Origin of the sequence: Methylocella sp. CPCC 101449 (assembly GCF_031921685.1) — a bacterium.
Classification (GTDB): Bacteria; Pseudomonadota; Alphaproteobacteria; order Rhizobiales; family Beijerinckiaceae; genus Terripilifer.
Map to the genome: position 1 here is coordinate 181,416 of NZ_JAPDHU010000002.1, position 14,897 is coordinate 196,312.

The following is a 14,897-nucleotide window of genomic DNA, read 5'->3' on the forward strand; positions in this document are numbered from 1 at the left end:
TGGTTGCATTCAATGCGTTGAGGCGGTCGGCGTCATCTGCGGCCGGGGGCGGGGCAGCCGTAACGCCACCAGCGCCGCGCAGCCTGCGCCGACGGCTGAAATCAGGGCCGCGACGACAAAGCCGCTGGAAAATGCCGCCCGCGCCGTTTCCAGTAACAGAGTACCATCGGCTTTGGTGAGGCTGTTGGCGATCGTTTGCGCACCGGCCAGCGTTTCGCGCGCCAGCAGCGGGATCGTCGAGCCGTCGGCGAGCGTGCTGCCGTCCATCGCGCGACGGTAGAGGAAATTGATCAGGCTGCCGACGGTTGCGATGCCAAGAGCGCCGCCGAGTTCGGTGCTGGTCTCGGCCATGCCGGAAGCCATGCCCGCCCGCTCCGGCGGCACCGAACCGACGATGATGTCGGTGGTTAGCGTGACCGCTGGTCCATAGCCGAAGGCGAGCAGAAGGCCGGCGATCATCATCAACACCAAACTGCGCTCCGCGCCCGCATAGGCGAGCAGCAGGAAGCTGAGCCCGCCGACGAACAGGCCAAGCGCCATCACCGCAGGAATGCCGGCAAGCCGCGTCAGTCGTGCCGTGATGAGTGAAGAGACGACGAAGCCAAGGCCAGAGGGCGCGGACCAGATGCCTGCCTCCACCGTCGATAGCCCCAGCACGAGCTGGAAATATTGCGCGATGAACAGAAAGGAGGCGAAGCTCGTCGAGAAGCCGATGATGTTGATCGCCAGCGCCGTGCTAAAAGCGCGATTGCCGAAGAGCGACAGATCGACGAGCGGTTCATCGAGCTTCAACTGCCGCAGGCAGAAGAGCGCGCCGAAAGCGATCCCCACGAGGATGGCGACAAACGGCAGCAGAGCGATGCCGCTGTCGGCCAGCACCTTGACGCCATAGATGACCGGCAGGATGGCGCACAGCGACAACGCGGCGCTGAGAACATCGAGCCGGCCTGCATGGGGATCGCGAAACTCCGGCAGCAGGAAGGGGCCAGCGATCAGCAGCAGCGCCATCACTGGCAGCGCGATCAGAAATACCGATCCCCACCAGAAATAGGCCAGCATGAAACCGCCGACCACGGGGCCGATGGCGCCGCCGGCGGAAAAGCTGGCGATCCAGACGCTGATCGCGAAGGTGCGCTCGCGCGAGTCGCGAAACATGTTGTGAATGAGCGAGAGCGTGGAAGGCGCCAGAGTCGCCGCCGCCAGGCCCAGCACCGCGCGCGAGAAGACCAGCATTTCGGCGCTGGTCGAGAAGGCGGCGAGCAATGAAGCAAAGCCGAAGGCTGTGGCGCCGATGAGCAGGAGGCGCCGCCGGCCGATGCGGTCGCCAAGCGTGCCCATGGTGATCAGGGCTCCTGCTAACAGGAAGCCGTAGATGTCGACGATCCACAAAAGCTGTGTCGGCGACGGACGCAGATCGGCGGTCAAATGCGGCAAAGCCAGGTTGAGGACCGTCAGGTCCATGGAGTAAACTAAGCAGGGCAATGCCAGGACGGCGAGGCCCAGCCATTCACGCCGGCCGGCTTTGGATGCAGCAATCGATTGGGTCACGTCAGCCTCTGATACGAAAATTCGCCGGTGTCTGCTTCAAGGACGATCGGCGGATGCTGTCGCCGACAGCGGGCCGGCGAAGATCATGCGAGGCCTCGAGGTTTCTTGTCTGCCTAATACGGCAGCAATTGGACCTTGTGTGTTGAGCGACGGTTGCGATAACGCTGGCATTCGATTGAACAGGGGGGAATATGTTGAGAGTTGATTTTAGATATCGTGGCCTCTCGCTGGCCGCAGCGATGGGGCTTACGTTTGCGGCTGCGACCACCGTATCGGCGCAGAGCAATTTTCCGAACCGGCCGGTCAATCTGATTTCCGATTCGGCACCGGGAAGCTCGAACGACGTGTCCGTTCGCATCGTCGCCGAGCAGTTGGGCAATCTGTGGCGGCAGCAGGTTGTCGTCATGAACTATCCGGGGGCCGGCGGCGGCATCTCTGCGCGCACGGCCTCTCAGGCCACGCCGGATGGCTATAATTTCTATATGCCCGCCGCTTCCGTGTTCCTGGCGCTGAAGGGCGCGCCGGGAACGGCGCCCAATCTGCCGGTCGAGCTGCCGCGCGATTTCATCCCGGTTGCTTTCGTCTCGCTACAGCCGATCTTCATCGCGGTTTCGCCGAAGCTCAACGTCAGCTCCTTTTCTGAGTTGATCGCTCTGGCCAAGCAAAAGCCGGGCGAGATTTCTTTCGCGGCGACCGGCAAGGGCCGCATCACTCATCTGACGATGGAGCTCTTTCAGGAGCGGGCGGGCATCAAGCTGACCTTCGTGCCTTATGCGGGTGGGCCGGCCGCCGCGATGAACGATGTGGCCACGGGGCGCGTCGGTATCGTGCTGGATGGCTATTCCAGCCTCGCTGGCGCCATCGACGGCAACATGATCAAGAGCATCGGCGTTGCAGCGCCCGAACGCCTGCCACAATTCCCCAATTTGCCGACTGTCTCCGAAGCCCTTCCAGGTTTCTTTGCCGGCGGCTGGAACATCATCGTCGCGCCGTTGGGAACGCCGGCCGATATCGTGAAAAAGGTCAGCGAGGACGTGAACAAGATCCTCGACAATCCCGAGGTCATTCAGAAGTTCGAGAAGCTCGGCACCTATCCGCGCAAAATGTCGTCCGAAGAAGTCGGCGCTTTCGTGAAGCGCGAACAGGATGTCTGGCGTCCGATCCTCGAAAAGGTGGCCAGGGAAGACAGCAAGTAACCTCAAGCTTGACTATTTCCGGTGCATTTCCCGCGTCAATTGGCGCGGGAAATGCAAGCAAGTCAGGGACTTGAATCGGTCGGAGTAAATCCGATATAGGCTACCGATTTAGTAGGGAAATTGTTCCGGAAAGGACATAGCGTTGAGACTGCTTTTGAAAGGGCGCGGTGCCCCGTTGTTTGCCGCCATCGGACTGTCGCTGGCCGCCAGCGCCACGCAGGCGCAGACCTATCCGGATCGGCCGGTCACCTTCATCTCCGATGCGCCGCCGGGGCTGTCGAGCGACGTGGCCACACGTATCGTCGCCGAGCAATTGAGCACCTTGTGGAAGCAGCAGGTGGTCGTCCTCAACCAGCCGGGCGGTGGCGGCAGCATTTCTGCCCGTGCTGCCTCGCGCGCCGCCCCTGACGGTTACACGTTCTACACGCCGTCGAATTCCACCTTCCTGCAGTTGAAGGGCGCGCCCGGCGTGGCCCCCAATCTGCCCATCGAAATGCCGCGCGACTTTCTGCCCGTCGGCTTCATCTCGGTGCAGCCGATGCTGATCGGCGTATCGCCGAAGCTCAACGTCAACAGCGTCGCTGAACTGGTCGCGCTGGCGAAACAGAAGCCGGGCGAGATCGCCTTCGCCGCGACCGGCCGAGGCCGCTTCACTCATCTGACGATGGAATTGTTTCAGGCACGTGCCGACGTGAAGCTCACCTTCGTGCCTTACACCGGCGGACCCGCGGCGGCGATGAATGACGTCACTTCCGGGCGCGTCGGCATCATCGTCGATGGTTATCCGGGCATTGGCGGCGCCATCGAGGGCGATCTCATCAAGGGGCTCGGTGTCGGTTCGAGCGAACGCCTGAAGGAGTTCCCCAATCTGCCAGCGATCGCCGAGACGCTGCCGGGTTTCTACGCCAGCGGCTGGACGATCCTGATCGCGCCGGTCGGCACGCCAGACGAAATCCTGAAGAAGGTCAGTGCCGATCTGAACAAGGCGCTTGAATCGCCTGATCTGCTCGCGCGCTTCTCCAAACTCGGTCTTTATACCAACAAGACCGCGCTCGCCGACGCCGGCGAGTTCGTCAAGAAAGAACAGGAAACTTGGCGCCCCATCCTTGAGAAGGTGGCGAGCGAGGACACCAATAAGTAAGGCGTCCTATTCGCCGAAATCCTCGCGTTTCCACGCGCCCGGATGGCGCGTGGTGATGCGGGCGAGATCATCGACATTGGCGCAACCGAGCTGTCCCAATGTGGCGCGCAGGTCATCCGAATAAACATTGATCAGATGGCCCGGTCCCTTGGCGCCAAGCGCGCCAAGGCTCCACAGGAAAGACTTGCCGGCGAAAGCCGCATCGGCGCCACAGGCGATGGCACGGGCCACGTCGATCCCTGAGCGGATGCCGCTATCGAAGATGAGCGTGGCTTTTTTGCCGACTGCCGCGCGAATGGCGGGCAGGGCATCGATGCTCGTCGGTAGGGCCTCGATCTGACGGCCGCCGTGATTGGTGACGAAGAGACCATCGACGCCCATCGCCACCGCGCGCTCCGCATCGGCTGGATGCAACACGCCCTTGAGCACCAGCGGGCCTTTCCAGTGATCGCGATATTTGGCGATTTCTTCCCAAGTGAAGGCGCCACCCTGTTCGCGGCGAATGAAGGCCGCTGCGTCAGCCAACGATATATTGGCGGGCATATACTGCCTGAGCGAGACGAAGCGCGGAATGCCGGCCTGCGACAGCGCGTAAAGCCATGACGGCGACGTCATCGCGTCGAGCCGCAATCGCATGGTCAGCTTGAACGGATTGACGATGCCGCTGCGCACTTCGCGCGGGCGGATCGTGCGCACGGGTGTATCGATGGTCAGCACCAAGGCCTGCACGCCCGCCACTTGCGCGCGGCGCACCAGATCGAGGCCGATTTTGTGATCGTTGTTGGAGAAGCGGTAGAGCTGATACCACAACACGTCGGGCGCGAGTTCGGCCGCCTTTTCCACTTCAATGCCGGAGAGGACACCGAGCGTATAGGGAATGCGCGCCGCCTGCGCCGCACGGGCAAGATGCGCTTCGGCGCCGGGGAAAGCCGTGCCGGGGCCACCGATGGGGGCGATGCCGATCGGCGCCGCGTAGGAGCGGCCGAACAGTTTCGTATCGGCCGGCGGCGGCGAGATCACGCGGCCATAGCGCGGCGCCAGTTCCACCGCATCGAGCGCTGCCCAGTTGCGCTTGATGTTGGTATCTTCGCCAGCGCCGCCATCCATATATTCGAAGGCGAAATTCGGCATGCGCTTGCGGGCGCGCTCGCGCAGATCGAAGGCGGTGGGATATTGACGCAACAGCGCGAGCCGCTCTTCCGCCTGTTTGGCGGAAAGCGTCTGTACCGGTGCTGCCGGCTGCCGTGCGTCGTCCATTTCCATCCCCATGATTATTCACGAATTGAGCCGCGACCATAGCCGTGACAAGCCCACAAAGCGAGGGCGGAAGCCTATCGTTTACGGCGATTGTCCCTCACGCGCACCTTCGGCTGCGCCCATTCTGGCCGTTGCGCGAACCATTTTGCCAGAAAAGCAACGAACACCCGCACTTTCGCGGGCGGCGCCACGCCATGTGGATAGGCAACGAGGATCGGGTGGATCTGGGGCCGATAGGCCGGCAGCACTTCGACGAGCGCGCCCGATGCCAGATCGTCGGCGACGCAATAGCGTGGCACGAGCCCAATGCCGAGATGGGCAAGGGCGGCCTTGCGCAAGGCGAGGCTCGAATTGGACAAATAATCCCCGGTGATCTTCACGGTGGTGGCGCCATGCGGTCCGGTAAAATTCCAGCGCCGATCGTATTCGGCGGAATTGGAGTGCACGAGGCAGCGGTGCGTGGCGAGATCGTCGAGATCCTTTGGCTGCCCCATCTCAGCGATATAGAGCGGCGTGGCGCAGAGCACGAATTGAAACGTGCCGATCCGCCGGGCGATGATGGAGGAGTCGCGAATGTCGACCGTGCGGATGGCAACGTCATGGCCGCTGGCGACGAAATCCTGCGCGCGGAAGGTGAAATCACCCAAGGTCAGCGACACACGGATGTCGGGCTGTGCCTTGGCGAAATCGATGATGGCATCGGCGAGGTGCAGGGTGCCGAAGGATTTCGGCGCGGTGATGCTCAGCATGCCTGTCGGCTTGCCGCGTCCCTGCGTCAAGGCACGCTCGGTACTTTCGACGTCGAGCAGAATGCGTTCGCAGGATTGCAGATAGGAAGCGCCATCTTCGGTGAGCAATACGCTGCGCGTCGAGCGGTTGAACAGCGTGACGCCGAGGCTTTGCTCCAGCGCCGCGATGTGCCGCGTCACCAGCGAACGTGAAATGCCAAGCTGCGTGGCCGTCCGGGTAAAGCTGCGGCTGCGCGCGGCCCGCACGAAGGTCTGCATGGCGAGAAAACGATCCATAGCTCATTTTTGCAAAAAGTGAAAAAGACAATTGCAATATTGAGGCTTCCCTTCTCGGTCCGTCAATCGAAAGATCGAGGCGAGGAAACAGGCAACGGGGGAGGGACAGGTGCCGGTTCTTCACATTTCAAGACGAGGGGCTTTGGCGCTCGGCGCGGCTTTCGCCTGCGCCTCGCCCACCTTCGGCCAGGATGTCGCTTATCCGACGCGAGCTGTGAAAATGCTCGTGCCGGCGGCGCCCGGCGGCAACCCTGACATCATGGCACGCGCCTTGGCGCAGAAACTGACGGTCGCGCTCAACGCGCCTTTCGTCGTCGAGAATGCGCCAGGCGCGGGCGGCGTCGTCGCGGCACAGTCCACCGTCAAGTCGCCGCCGGACGGCTATACGCTCTTCGTCGCCGATTCCGGCAGCCTCGCCATCGCGCTGTCGACCACTGTCGGTCTTGCTTATGACCCGCGTAAGGATTTCACGCCGATCACCGCTTTGGCCAGTGTGCCGACCGTGCTCGTCGTCAATCCGGAACTTGGCTTCAAAGATCTGAAGTCCTTCATCGCCGCGATGCGCGAGGCACCCAACAAGGTCAATTATGGTTCGCCGGGGATCGGCTCGGTTCACCACATCACCATGGCGGTGTTTCTGGCGCAGACGAAAATTCAGCTCGAACATATCGCCTATCGCGGCGGCACGCCGATGGTCGACGCGTTGTTGCGGCGCGAGGTCCAGGCAGCATGGTCGGGCATTCCCAATGTGATGGAGCCGATCCGTCTCGGCAAACTGCAGCCATTGGCCGTCAGCACGGCCGAACGTCAGCCGACTTTGCCGAATGTTCCGACCTTGGCGGAGGAAGGGCTTGGCCAGTTCGACATCGCCACCATGATGGGCTTGGTTGGGCCGGCTGGCATTCCGCCCGCCGTCGTCGGCAAGCTCGAGAAAGCGGTCGCGACAGCCCTGCGCGAACCGGACATGGTCGCGCGCCTGGATTCTCTGGGCATGTCGTTTGCGCCGGAACAAGGCGCCGCCGCCTATCGCACTTTCATCATCAACGACATCGACAAATACGAGAAGGCATCGAAACAGGCGGGACTGACGAAACAATAAACACGGGCAGAGGGTGGGAAGCCTCAAGAGAGAGCCAATAGGATAGAGCCATGAATGATACCATTTTGGAAAACCGGGCCACTACGCTCGATAAGTTGCGGGTCGATCAGGTCGGAAGCCTGGTGCCGCCGGATGCATTGAAGCAGGCGCATCGCAAGTTCGTCATGGGCGAAATCAGTGCCGAGCAACTGCATGCGGTACAGGACAAAGCGGTGGCCGAGAGCATTCGCCGGCAGGAAGACATTGGCTTGCCCATTCTTACCGATGGTGAGTTTCGGCGCAGCAATTTTCAGGACAGTTTTGCAGCGGCCGTTTCAGGCTATGACGTGCCGGAGAATGCTGAGGCGCGGACCGACTGGCGCGAAGCCGTCAATCCGCACGGCCGCACCGAGCAGAAATTTGAGCTGGCGGGTCCGGCCATTCGTACGCGCCGGCCGGCCGTGGCGCGACTGGCGCTGAAGCGCAACGTCGTTCTCGACGAGTATAAGCAGGTGGCGCCCTTGGCGACCAAAGCGCCGGTCAAAGTCGCGCTGCTTGGGCCTGACCGCATTTCGCAGCGCTTTGCCTGGGAGCAATCGCAAGCGGTTTACAGGGGGCTCGACGACTTCATCGCCGATGTCGTCGCCATTGAACGGCAGATGATTACAGAACTTGTCGCAGCAGGATGTCGTTACATCCACATGGATGCGCCTGGCTTCACCGCCTATATGGATCAGGTGTCGTTAGAGCGTATGCGCTCGCGCGGTGAAGACCCGCAGAAGAATCTGGAACGGGCGATCAAGGCGGAGAATGACGTCATCGCCGGCTTCGATGGCGTCACTTTCGGACTGCACCTGTGCCGTGGCAACACGCGCTCCATTGACCCGAAGAGCGGACAAATGGTGGCGCAGTGGCATCGCGAAGGCCACTATGATGCGATCGCCGAACAGCTCTTCTCCAGCGTCAAGCATCAACGCCTGCTGCTGGAATATGACAGCCCGCGGGCAGGAGATTTCACGCCGCTGCGCTACGTGTCTTCAGGGACGACCGCGGTGCTGGGGCTCGTGACGACCAAGTCGACGGAGGTCGAGCAGCCTGACTTTCTACGGCGGCGGATCGACGAAGCCGCGAAATATCTGCCCATAGATCAAATGGCCATCAGCCCGCAATGTGGCTTCAGCAGCGATATCGAATTGATCCAACTGCCGGAAGACGTGCAGTGGCGCAAGTTCGAGTCGCTGATGGCAACGGCCGATAAAGTTTGGGGAAACGCCTAACAAAAGACGGCCGCGGGTTTTTCCCGCGGCCGTTCAAATGGGATAGAAAGATTTAAGGCGCCGGATGAGCGTCGACGAGAACGGCGGCGATCAGGCAGGGCTTGTCGCTGACATTCTTCCAGGCATGGTTGGTGCCGCGCTGGACGATGCAGTCGCCGGCTTTCAGCAGCACCTCGCCCTTTTCCATCACCATCCACATCTCGCCCGAGATAACCACGAGGTAATCGACCGAATTGGTTTTGTGCATCGTCGGATGTTTCGACTGGTCCTTTTCAGTCGGTTGATTGCCGGACCCGAGTTGGGAGAAGGTGGCGGCCGTGTCGATCTTGGACTTGCCTTCCGGCGGTATTTCGACCACGCGGAAGATCGTGCCTGACGGAACCGGGTCATGTTGCAAAGGCCGCAGCGATTGATCGCTTGCGCCCATGTTGTCGACCGGCATTTCGCCCGTCACCCAGATCTCGGTGACGCCAGCGCCAGGCCAACCTTTCAGGGGCACCGCGTTTGGCGCATGATCGTCATAGGTGACGATGGCAGTGCCATCCTTGTCGTGTCCAGTGACAAAGCGTTTGATCTTTTGAATCATTTCCTCTCCCTCCTATTTATGCGTAAGCACTCGGTTGCGCAGAATGCCAATGCCTTCGACCTCCAATTCGACGACATCGCCATGTTTGAGGAAACGCATCTGCTCCAGGCCGCAGCCATTGCCGACCGTGCCCGAGCCGAAAAATTCGCCGGGATAGAGCGTCTCGGAGCGCGAGACATGGGTGATCAGATCTTCGAACTTCCAATGCATGGTGGATGAGCTGCCGCGACCCCATTCCTCGCCGTTCACCCGGCAGATCATGGTCAGTTTATAGGGGTCTTTCAGTTCGTCGGCGGTGACGAGGCAGGGCCCCATGGCATTGCCGTTGTCGAAGTCCTTGCCCTTGGATGGCCCAAGCTGCCCGCCCATCTCGGCGGTCTGCGCATCGCGCGCCGAGAAGTCGTTGAAGATCGTATAGCCGTAGATATAGTCGCGTGCCTTGTCGCGGCTGATGTCGACACCTTTCTTGCGGATGTAGAAACCGAACTCGAGTTCGAAATCCATCAGTTTGGAATAGGCCGGCCAGAGCACGTCCTGGTCGGTACCGATCACCGAGAAGCGGTTGGCTTTGTAGTAGATCGGCATTTCATAGAAGGTCTTGGGCACTTGCAAAGTGCCGTTGCGCTCGAATTCGGCCAATGCCTTTTTCGGGTCCGGCATGGCATTGGCGCGCACCTGCCGCGCGGCGGCGAAAGCCTGTTTCAGATGCTGTTCGAAACACAGGCAGTCGCGAATCTGCGGCGGCGGCTGGATCGGCGCCAGGAGTTTCACCGATTTGCGATCGATGGCACCTTTCTTTTTTACTTTCTTCAAGGTCTCGTAAGCGCGATCGAGTGCATCGTCGCCGGCTTCGATCATGCTCAGAACCGAAGCGAAAGCTTTGTATTTATCGTCGAAGGTTTCGTGATGCGCATCGGCAAGATCAATGATTTTCTTATCGCCCTCGATCAAGGCGCCGGCGCGCTGCTTTCCCTTCCTCTCATAGGTGACAAGCTTCATAGGTTCCTCCCCATCGGCAGATGTTCGGCTAAAGATCGCCTTTCCGTGGCGGCTCGGGAACGCGGCCGTGTTTCAGTGCCGCGTGGAGCAGGGCGACCAGATGGGTCGCCGTCGACATTTCGTCATCTGGATCGCATGTGCCGTCGCTCAGGCGGTTGATGCGCCCGGTATCGGCCATGATGAAAACCATGGCGCCGATCATCGTGTGATAGGCCCAGTGAATCTCTTCCGGCCGCCGATCAGGCAAAGCCTGCATCATCGCTTCGGTCACTTTGCGCGCCACCGGGTCGAAGAATTCGCCGATGATTTCCTTGCTGTGCCGGCTGGGACTGGACGTCTCGCGCGCCAGAATGCGAGCGTAGCTGGAGTTCTTTTCCGTGTTGCGCAGATGGATCATCGGCACGATCAGCGCCCGAATGATCAATTCCAGTTTGCGGTCCGGATTGGGCTCAAGCTCCGCCAGCCGCAGGCCGGCGAGGCGATCATCGACGATCGCAGGCGAGCGCATTTCGAAGATGGCGCGATAAAGCCCTTCCTTGCCGCCGAAATGATAGTTCACGAGCGCGACAGGCACCCCGGCGGCGAGCGCGATCTGGCGCACCGAGATGCCGTCAAATCCATGCTCACCAAACAGGTCTTCGGCGCTGTGCAGAATTTTCGCGCGCGTCAGGTCGGCTGCGCGCGGCGCCGGGCCTGCGGTCTCATGTCCTTGATCTTCTTTGGTTCTGGCGGTGCGTGCGCGAGGGCTCATGAAGGCGGCCATTCCTGCGATTTCTCGAAATTGAACTAGATATCAAAAATCTTGTCAACTTGTTCAAATCTGTTAGCGTCCTCTGATCAAAGGATGGAAGCGCCGGTCGCGCACGTGATTTCAGGGAGGGAGCGATGGCCAAATGGCAGTACAGCAAGGGACTTCACGACATCGGCCATGGCTGTTTCGCCTATCTGCAACCTGATGGTGGCTGGGGCTGGAGCAATGCCGGTCTGATCACCGATGGCGAGGCGAGCCTGCTGGTCGACACGCTGTTCGATCTCAAGCTGACCGCCGACATGCTCAAGACGATGCGCGATGCGGTACCGCAGGCCAAGCACATCGGCACTTTGGTCAACACCCATGCCAATGGCGATCACACCTTCGGCAATGAATTGGTGAAGGGCGCCAAGATCATTGCGTCCAACGGCACCAACGATGAATTCAGCCATGTCACGCCCGCAGCGTTCAAGACGATCATGGACAATGTCCATCAGTTCGGAAAAGCCGGCGAATTCGTGCTCGAATGTTTCCGCCCCTTCGATTTTTCCGGCATCACGCTGACGCCGCCGGATGAGACCTTCTCCGGCGAAATGGAAGTGACGGTCGGCTCGAAGAAAGTTCGGCTGATCGAAGTTGGCCCCGCCCACACCAAGGGCGATACGCTGGTCTATGTTCCGTCGGAGAAAATCCTCTACACCGGCGACATTCTCTTCCACGGCGGGACACCGATTTCCTGGGCGGGCCCGATGTCGAATTGGGTGAAGGCGCTCGATAAGATTCTGGCACTCGATGTCGATATCGTCGTTCCAGGCCATGGCGGCATCGCCGACAAGGGCGCCGTGCGCGACATGCGCGGATATTTGACTTTCGTGACCGAGGAGACACGCAAACGCTACGACAAGGGCATGAGCGTGATCGAAGCGGCTTTCGATATCGCCCTTGGCGACTATGCCCATTGGGGCGATGCTGAGCGGCTCGTGGTCAATGTGCAGACGCTCTATGACGATTTCAGCGGCCACCAGGGCGGCCGCGATCCGATTCCCTACTTCGAACATATGAAGGCGCTGCGCGAGAAACTGGATCATGATTGCGCCACGGGCGCTTGTGGCCATAAGCATTAGCGCGACAGCTCCGAAACTTTCCTTCCGCGTCTTTTCGATCGCTCTGCCGTCCTGATAGGATGAGCGGGGCTGATCGGAAGGGGCGCTGGTCGTGGCGCGAGCGAAAAAAGTAAGGCCGCCCAATCGGGGCGGTATGGCTTTCGGGCGCAATCTGATGGTTTTGGCGGCGACGATCTTTCTCCTCGGCGCTTACGGCACCGCGCGCGGTGTGATGACCTTGTGGTGGCCGCGTGCCACGGCGACGATCACCGATGCCAACCTTTTGCGGCAGACCATGCGCTCGACGCGCCGCGATCGGGGTTTGCAGGAAGAGAGCTGGAATACGTTTCACGTTCTCTACCGCTATCGTGTCGGTGATCAGGATTATGTTGCCGGTGGCGTCGAACCGCATGATTTCGGCATGCAGAACTCGGCCGGTGCGGCGAAGATGCGGGAGCGTCATCCCGTCGGTTCAACGGCGGATATAGTCTACGATCCAAAGGACCCGGCGATCGCCTATCTTGAACCGGGGCCAAGCTCGGTCGCTTTGATGCTGACCGGCCTGGGTGCGTTCATGTTCCTCTGCGGCCTTTGGGTGCGCCGGATGGCAGCCCAAGGCCTTGGCGTGATGAACGCGTCCGGCGCTACCGAAAACATCAACAAGGCGCTCAATGACGGCGACCGATTGCCTTGAAGGAAGGCGCTGGTCACGCCACAATGGTGATCGACGGTGCTCCTGCTTCTGCTCGACCGATAATCTTGGCGAAGGGGTAGCCGGCTGCCTGGATCTGGTGCAGCACATCCGATGCGACGTCCGGTGCGCAGGCGACCAGGAGACCGCCTGATGTTTGCGGGTCCGTCAGCAGATGCCGCTGCCAATCGGCATAGCCGACGGGCAGATTGACCTCGTGACCATAGCTTGCCCAATTGCGATGAGACGCGCCGGTGATGCAGCCTTCCTGCGCCAGGGCCGGCGCTGCGGCCAGGAAGGGCAGGTCGCCGGCGCGGATCGTCAGGCTCAGCTTTGAGCCGCGCGCCATTTCCAGCCCATGGCCGAGCAGGCCGAAACCCGTGACATCGGTGATCGCGTGGACCGTCTGATGGCGCGCCAGTTCGCTGCCGATCCGGTTGAGCAGGGTGGTCGTGGCGATCATGTCGGTATAACCGCCGGGCGGCAGCCGATCCTTCTTGATCGCCGCCGAATAGATGCCGACGCCGAGCGGTTTGGTGAGGATGATGGCATCGCCGGCTTTGGCATCGGCATTGCGACGCACATGTTCCGGCCGGCAGGTGCCGATCACCGCCAAACCGTAGACCGGCTCCGGACAGTCGATCGAATGGCCGCCTGCCACCGGAATGCCCGCCGAAGCGCACACCGCCGAGCCGCCTTCGAGAATCTTGCGCACGGTTTCCGGTGCGATCTTGTCGATGGGCATGCCGAGAATGGCCAAAGCCATCACCGGCGTGCCGCCCATGGCATAGACGTCGGAAATCGCATTGGTGGCGGCGATGCGGCCGAAGTCATGCGGATCATCGACCATCGGCATGAAGAAATCCGTGGTGGCGATGATGCAGGTGTTGTCGTCCACCTGCCAGACGGCGGCATCGTCGCCGGTCTCGATGCCGACGAGGAGCTGCTGATAGGGGTTGTGCTTGGGCGCCGACGACAGCAATTGCTGGAGCACCGAGGGCGCGAGCTTGCAACCGCATCCGCCGCCATGGGCCAGGCTGGTCAGTCGCACCTGGGGAACATTCATCATTCTCTCCTATGGAACGGATGTGAGGCGGGCAGGCGCGGTTTGGCGCACCTGCTGCCAGGCCGCGGTCAGATGCGCCGCGGCGGCGTCTATATCGCTGAGGGTGGTCAGGCGGCCGACGGACAGTCTGACGGCGCCGAGCGCCTGTTCGGGCGCAAGGCCCAAGGCGAGCAGGATGGCGGACGGGTCCTCGCGATCCGCATGACAGGCCGATCCGGTGGATGCGAAAACCTGCGGGCAGGCTTCCAGCAGCAGGCGGCCGGAGACATCGGGAAACAGCACGTTCAACGTATTGGGCAGGCGTTGCGTCGGATGCCCGGCGAGGAGGAGGTCGGGAATGTCGGCATGCAATTGCGCCAGCAATCGGTCTCTCATCTGCGTCATGTGAAGCGTCGTCGCCGAGAGTTTGGCCCGGGCGAGGCGACAGGCTTCGCCAAGGGCAACGATGAAGGCGACATTCTCCGTTCCCGGCCGCCGGCCATGTTCCTGCCCGGCGCCAACGAGGACCGAGGGCACATCGATGCCGCGCCGGACATAGAGAACACCGATGCCCTTCGGCGCATAGAGTTTATGCCCGGCAATCGACAGCAGATCGACGTCCATGGCATTCACATCCACGACGACCTTGCCGACCGATTGCGCCGCATCGGCATGCATCAGCGCGCCTTGCCCGTGGGCGACAGCAGCGATCTCGGCGATGGGTTGGATCGTGCCGATTTCGTTCTGGGCATGGATGACGCTCACCAGTGCGGTGTGGCTATCGACTATGGAAGCGAACTGCTGGGGATCGACCAGGCCATCCGCTTCGGCATCGACGCGGCGGATGTCGTAGTCGTCCTGAGCTAACAGGGTGCAGCAGGCATCGGTGGCCGGATGCTCGATATTGGTAGTGACCACCGCATGCCGCGTCTGGTCATGCCGCGCGCCGGAGCGCAGAGCGATATTGCTCGCTTCCGTGCCGCCGCTGGTAAAGATGATTTCATCGGGCTCGGCACCGATCAGGCTTGCAACATGCGCGCGCGCCGTTTCGATAGCGATGCGGGCCCTTTGCCCGAGCGCGTAGGATGAAGATGGGTTGCCGTAGTCGCCGCGCAAATAGGGAAGCATCGCTTCCAGCACGTCGGGATCGACGGGGGTGGTGGCATTATAGTCGAGATAGACGGCTTTCATCCGATGCTC

The 14,897-nt window shown here is 61.3% G+C and carries 14 protein-coding genes; 6 read left to right on the forward strand and 8 right to left on the reverse strand.

Annotation, left to right across the window (positions count from 1 at the left end):
- Positions 1–9 precede the first annotated feature (9 nt).
- On the reverse strand, positions 10–1,548 hold the full coding sequence (locus tag OIM99_RS11465) for an MFS transporter (RefSeq protein ID WP_311850543.1): 1,539 nt from the start codon (positions 1,546–1,548) through the stop codon (positions 10–12).
- Between the two features lie 239 nt (positions 1,549–1,787).
- Here OIM99_RS11465 and OIM99_RS11470 point away from each other — a divergent pair, with 239 nt between their 5' ends.
- Together OIM99_RS11470 and OIM99_RS11475 are read left to right on the forward strand one after the other, a co-directional pair.
- Complete coding sequence (locus tag OIM99_RS11470; protein WP_311850544.1) at positions 1,788–2,744, forward strand: tripartite tricarboxylate transporter substrate-binding protein; 957 nt, start codon at positions 1,788–1,790, stop codon at positions 2,742–2,744.
- 142 nt (positions 2,745–2,886) lie between these two features.
- Complete coding sequence (locus OIM99_RS11475; RefSeq protein ID WP_311850545.1) at positions 2,887–3,885, forward strand: tripartite tricarboxylate transporter substrate-binding protein; 999 nt, start codon at positions 2,887–2,889, stop codon at positions 3,883–3,885.
- A gap of 6 nt (positions 3,886–3,891) precedes the next feature.
- Here the strand turns inward: OIM99_RS11475 and OIM99_RS11480 are convergent, their stop codons facing one another.
- Positions 3,892–5,142, reverse strand: a complete 1,251-nt coding sequence (locus tag OIM99_RS11480; RefSeq protein ID WP_311850546.1) for an alpha-hydroxy acid oxidase — start codon at positions 5,140–5,142, stop codon at positions 3,892–3,894.
- A gap of 74 nt (positions 5,143–5,216) precedes the next feature.
- Complete coding sequence (locus OIM99_RS11485) at positions 5,217–6,167, reverse strand: LysR family transcriptional regulator (protein ID WP_311850547.1); 951 nt, start codon at positions 6,165–6,167, stop codon at positions 5,217–5,219.
- Positions 6,168–6,276: 109 nt separating this feature from the next.
- Here OIM99_RS11485 and OIM99_RS11490 point away from each other — a divergent pair, with 109 nt between their 5' ends.
- Positions 6,277–7,266, forward strand: coding sequence for a tripartite tricarboxylate transporter substrate binding protein (locus OIM99_RS11490; RefSeq protein ID WP_311850548.1), 990 nt, complete (start codon positions 6,277–6,279; stop codon positions 7,264–7,266).
- A 50-nt stretch (positions 7,267–7,316) separates the two neighbouring features.
- The gene (locus OIM99_RS11495; RefSeq protein WP_311850549.1) at positions 7,317–8,522 is read left to right on the forward strand and encodes a cobalamin-independent methionine synthase II family protein; all 1,206 of its coding nucleotides are present in this window, start codon (positions 7,317–7,319) and stop codon (positions 8,520–8,522) included.
- A gap of 52 nt (positions 8,523–8,574) precedes the next feature.
- Here OIM99_RS11495 and OIM99_RS11500 read toward each other — a convergent pair whose 3' ends face one another.
- From OIM99_RS11500 to OIM99_RS11510, 3 genes are read right to left on the reverse strand one after another with little or no spacing between them, the layout of a single operon-like run.
- Positions 8,575–9,108: a cupin domain-containing protein gene (locus OIM99_RS11500; protein ID WP_311850550.1), complete on the reverse strand. Its 534-nt coding sequence runs from the start codon at positions 9,106–9,108 to the stop codon at positions 8,575–8,577.
- A gap of 12 nt (positions 9,109–9,120) precedes the next feature.
- The gene (locus OIM99_RS11505) at positions 9,121–10,107 is read right to left on the reverse strand and encodes a fumarylacetoacetate hydrolase family protein (RefSeq protein WP_311850551.1); all 987 of its coding nucleotides are present in this window, start codon (positions 10,105–10,107) and stop codon (positions 9,121–9,123) included.
- A gap of 28 nt (positions 10,108–10,135) precedes the next feature.
- Positions 10,136–10,858 (reverse strand): CerR family C-terminal domain-containing protein, encoded by a 723-nt coding sequence (locus tag OIM99_RS11510; RefSeq protein WP_311850552.1) that lies wholly within the window; start codon positions 10,856–10,858, stop codon positions 10,136–10,138.
- 134 nt (positions 10,859–10,992) lie between these two features.
- Here OIM99_RS11510 and OIM99_RS11515 point away from each other — a divergent pair, with 134 nt between their 5' ends.
- Complete coding sequence (locus tag OIM99_RS11515) at positions 10,993–11,982, forward strand: MBL fold metallo-hydrolase (protein WP_311850553.1); 990 nt, start codon at positions 10,993–10,995, stop codon at positions 11,980–11,982.
- A gap of 133 nt (positions 11,983–12,115) precedes the next feature.
- On the forward strand, positions 12,116–12,655 hold the full coding sequence (locus OIM99_RS11520; RefSeq protein ID WP_311850554.1) for a DUF3592 domain-containing protein: 540 nt from the start codon (positions 12,116–12,118) through the stop codon (positions 12,653–12,655).
- Positions 12,656–12,668: 13 nt separating this feature from the next.
- Here the strand turns inward: OIM99_RS11520 and selD are convergent, their stop codons facing one another.
- A complete protein-coding gene (gene selD, locus OIM99_RS11525; RefSeq protein WP_311850555.1) occupies positions 12,669–13,718 on the reverse strand; it encodes a selenide, water dikinase SelD in 1,050 nt (349 codons plus the stop codon).
- 9 nt (positions 13,719–13,727) lie between these two features.
- Positions 13,728–14,888 carry a cysteine desulfurase family protein gene (locus tag OIM99_RS11530; RefSeq protein ID WP_311850556.1) on the reverse strand — a complete coding sequence of 387 codons (1,161 nt, stop codon included), beginning with the start codon at positions 14,886–14,888 and terminating at the stop codon, positions 13,728–13,730.
- Positions 14,889–14,897: the final 9 nt, after the last annotated feature.

What these genes read in the sequence shown, in the direction of transcription:
- OIM99_RS11470 (WP_311850544.1), top strand. Translation starts at nt 1,788, where the DNA reads ATGGGGCTTACGTTTGCGGCTGCGACCACCGTATCGGCGCAGAGCAAT.
- OIM99_RS11480 (WP_311850546.1), bottom strand. Translation starts at nt 5,142, where the DNA reads ATGGACGACGCACGGCAGCCGGCAGCACCGGTACAGACGCTTTCCGCC.
- OIM99_RS11485 (WP_311850547.1), bottom strand. Translation starts at nt 6,167, where the DNA reads ATGGATCGTTTTCTCGCCATGCAGACCTTCGTGCGGGCCGCGCGCAGC.
- OIM99_RS11495 (WP_311850549.1), top strand. Translation starts at nt 7,317, where the DNA reads ATGAATGATACCATTTTGGAAAACCGGGCCACTACGCTCGATAAGTTG.
- OIM99_RS11500 (WP_311850550.1), bottom strand. Translation starts at nt 9,108, where the DNA reads ATGATTCAAAAGATCAAACGCTTTGTCACTGGACACGACAAGGATGGC.
- OIM99_RS11505 (WP_311850551.1), bottom strand. Translation starts at nt 10,107, where the DNA reads ATGAAGCTTGTCACCTATGAGAGGAAGGGAAAGCAGCGCGCCGGCGCC.
- OIM99_RS11510 (WP_311850552.1), bottom strand. Translation starts at nt 10,858, where the DNA reads ATGAGCCCTCGCGCACGCACCGCCAGAACCAAAGAAGATCAAGGACAT.
- OIM99_RS11515 (WP_311850553.1), top strand. Translation starts at nt 10,993, where the DNA reads ATGGCCAAATGGCAGTACAGCAAGGGACTTCACGACATCGGCCATGGC.
- OIM99_RS11520 (WP_311850554.1), top strand. Translation starts at nt 12,116, where the DNA reads ATGGCTTTCGGGCGCAATCTGATGGTTTTGGCGGCGACGATCTTTCTC.
- selD (WP_311850555.1), bottom strand. Translation starts at nt 13,718, where the DNA reads ATGAATGTTCCCCAGGTGCGACTGACCAGCCTGGCCCATGGCGGCGGA.
- OIM99_RS11530 (WP_311850556.1), bottom strand. Translation starts at nt 14,888, where the DNA reads ATGAAAGCCGTCTATCTCGACTATAATGCCACCACCCCCGTCGATCCC.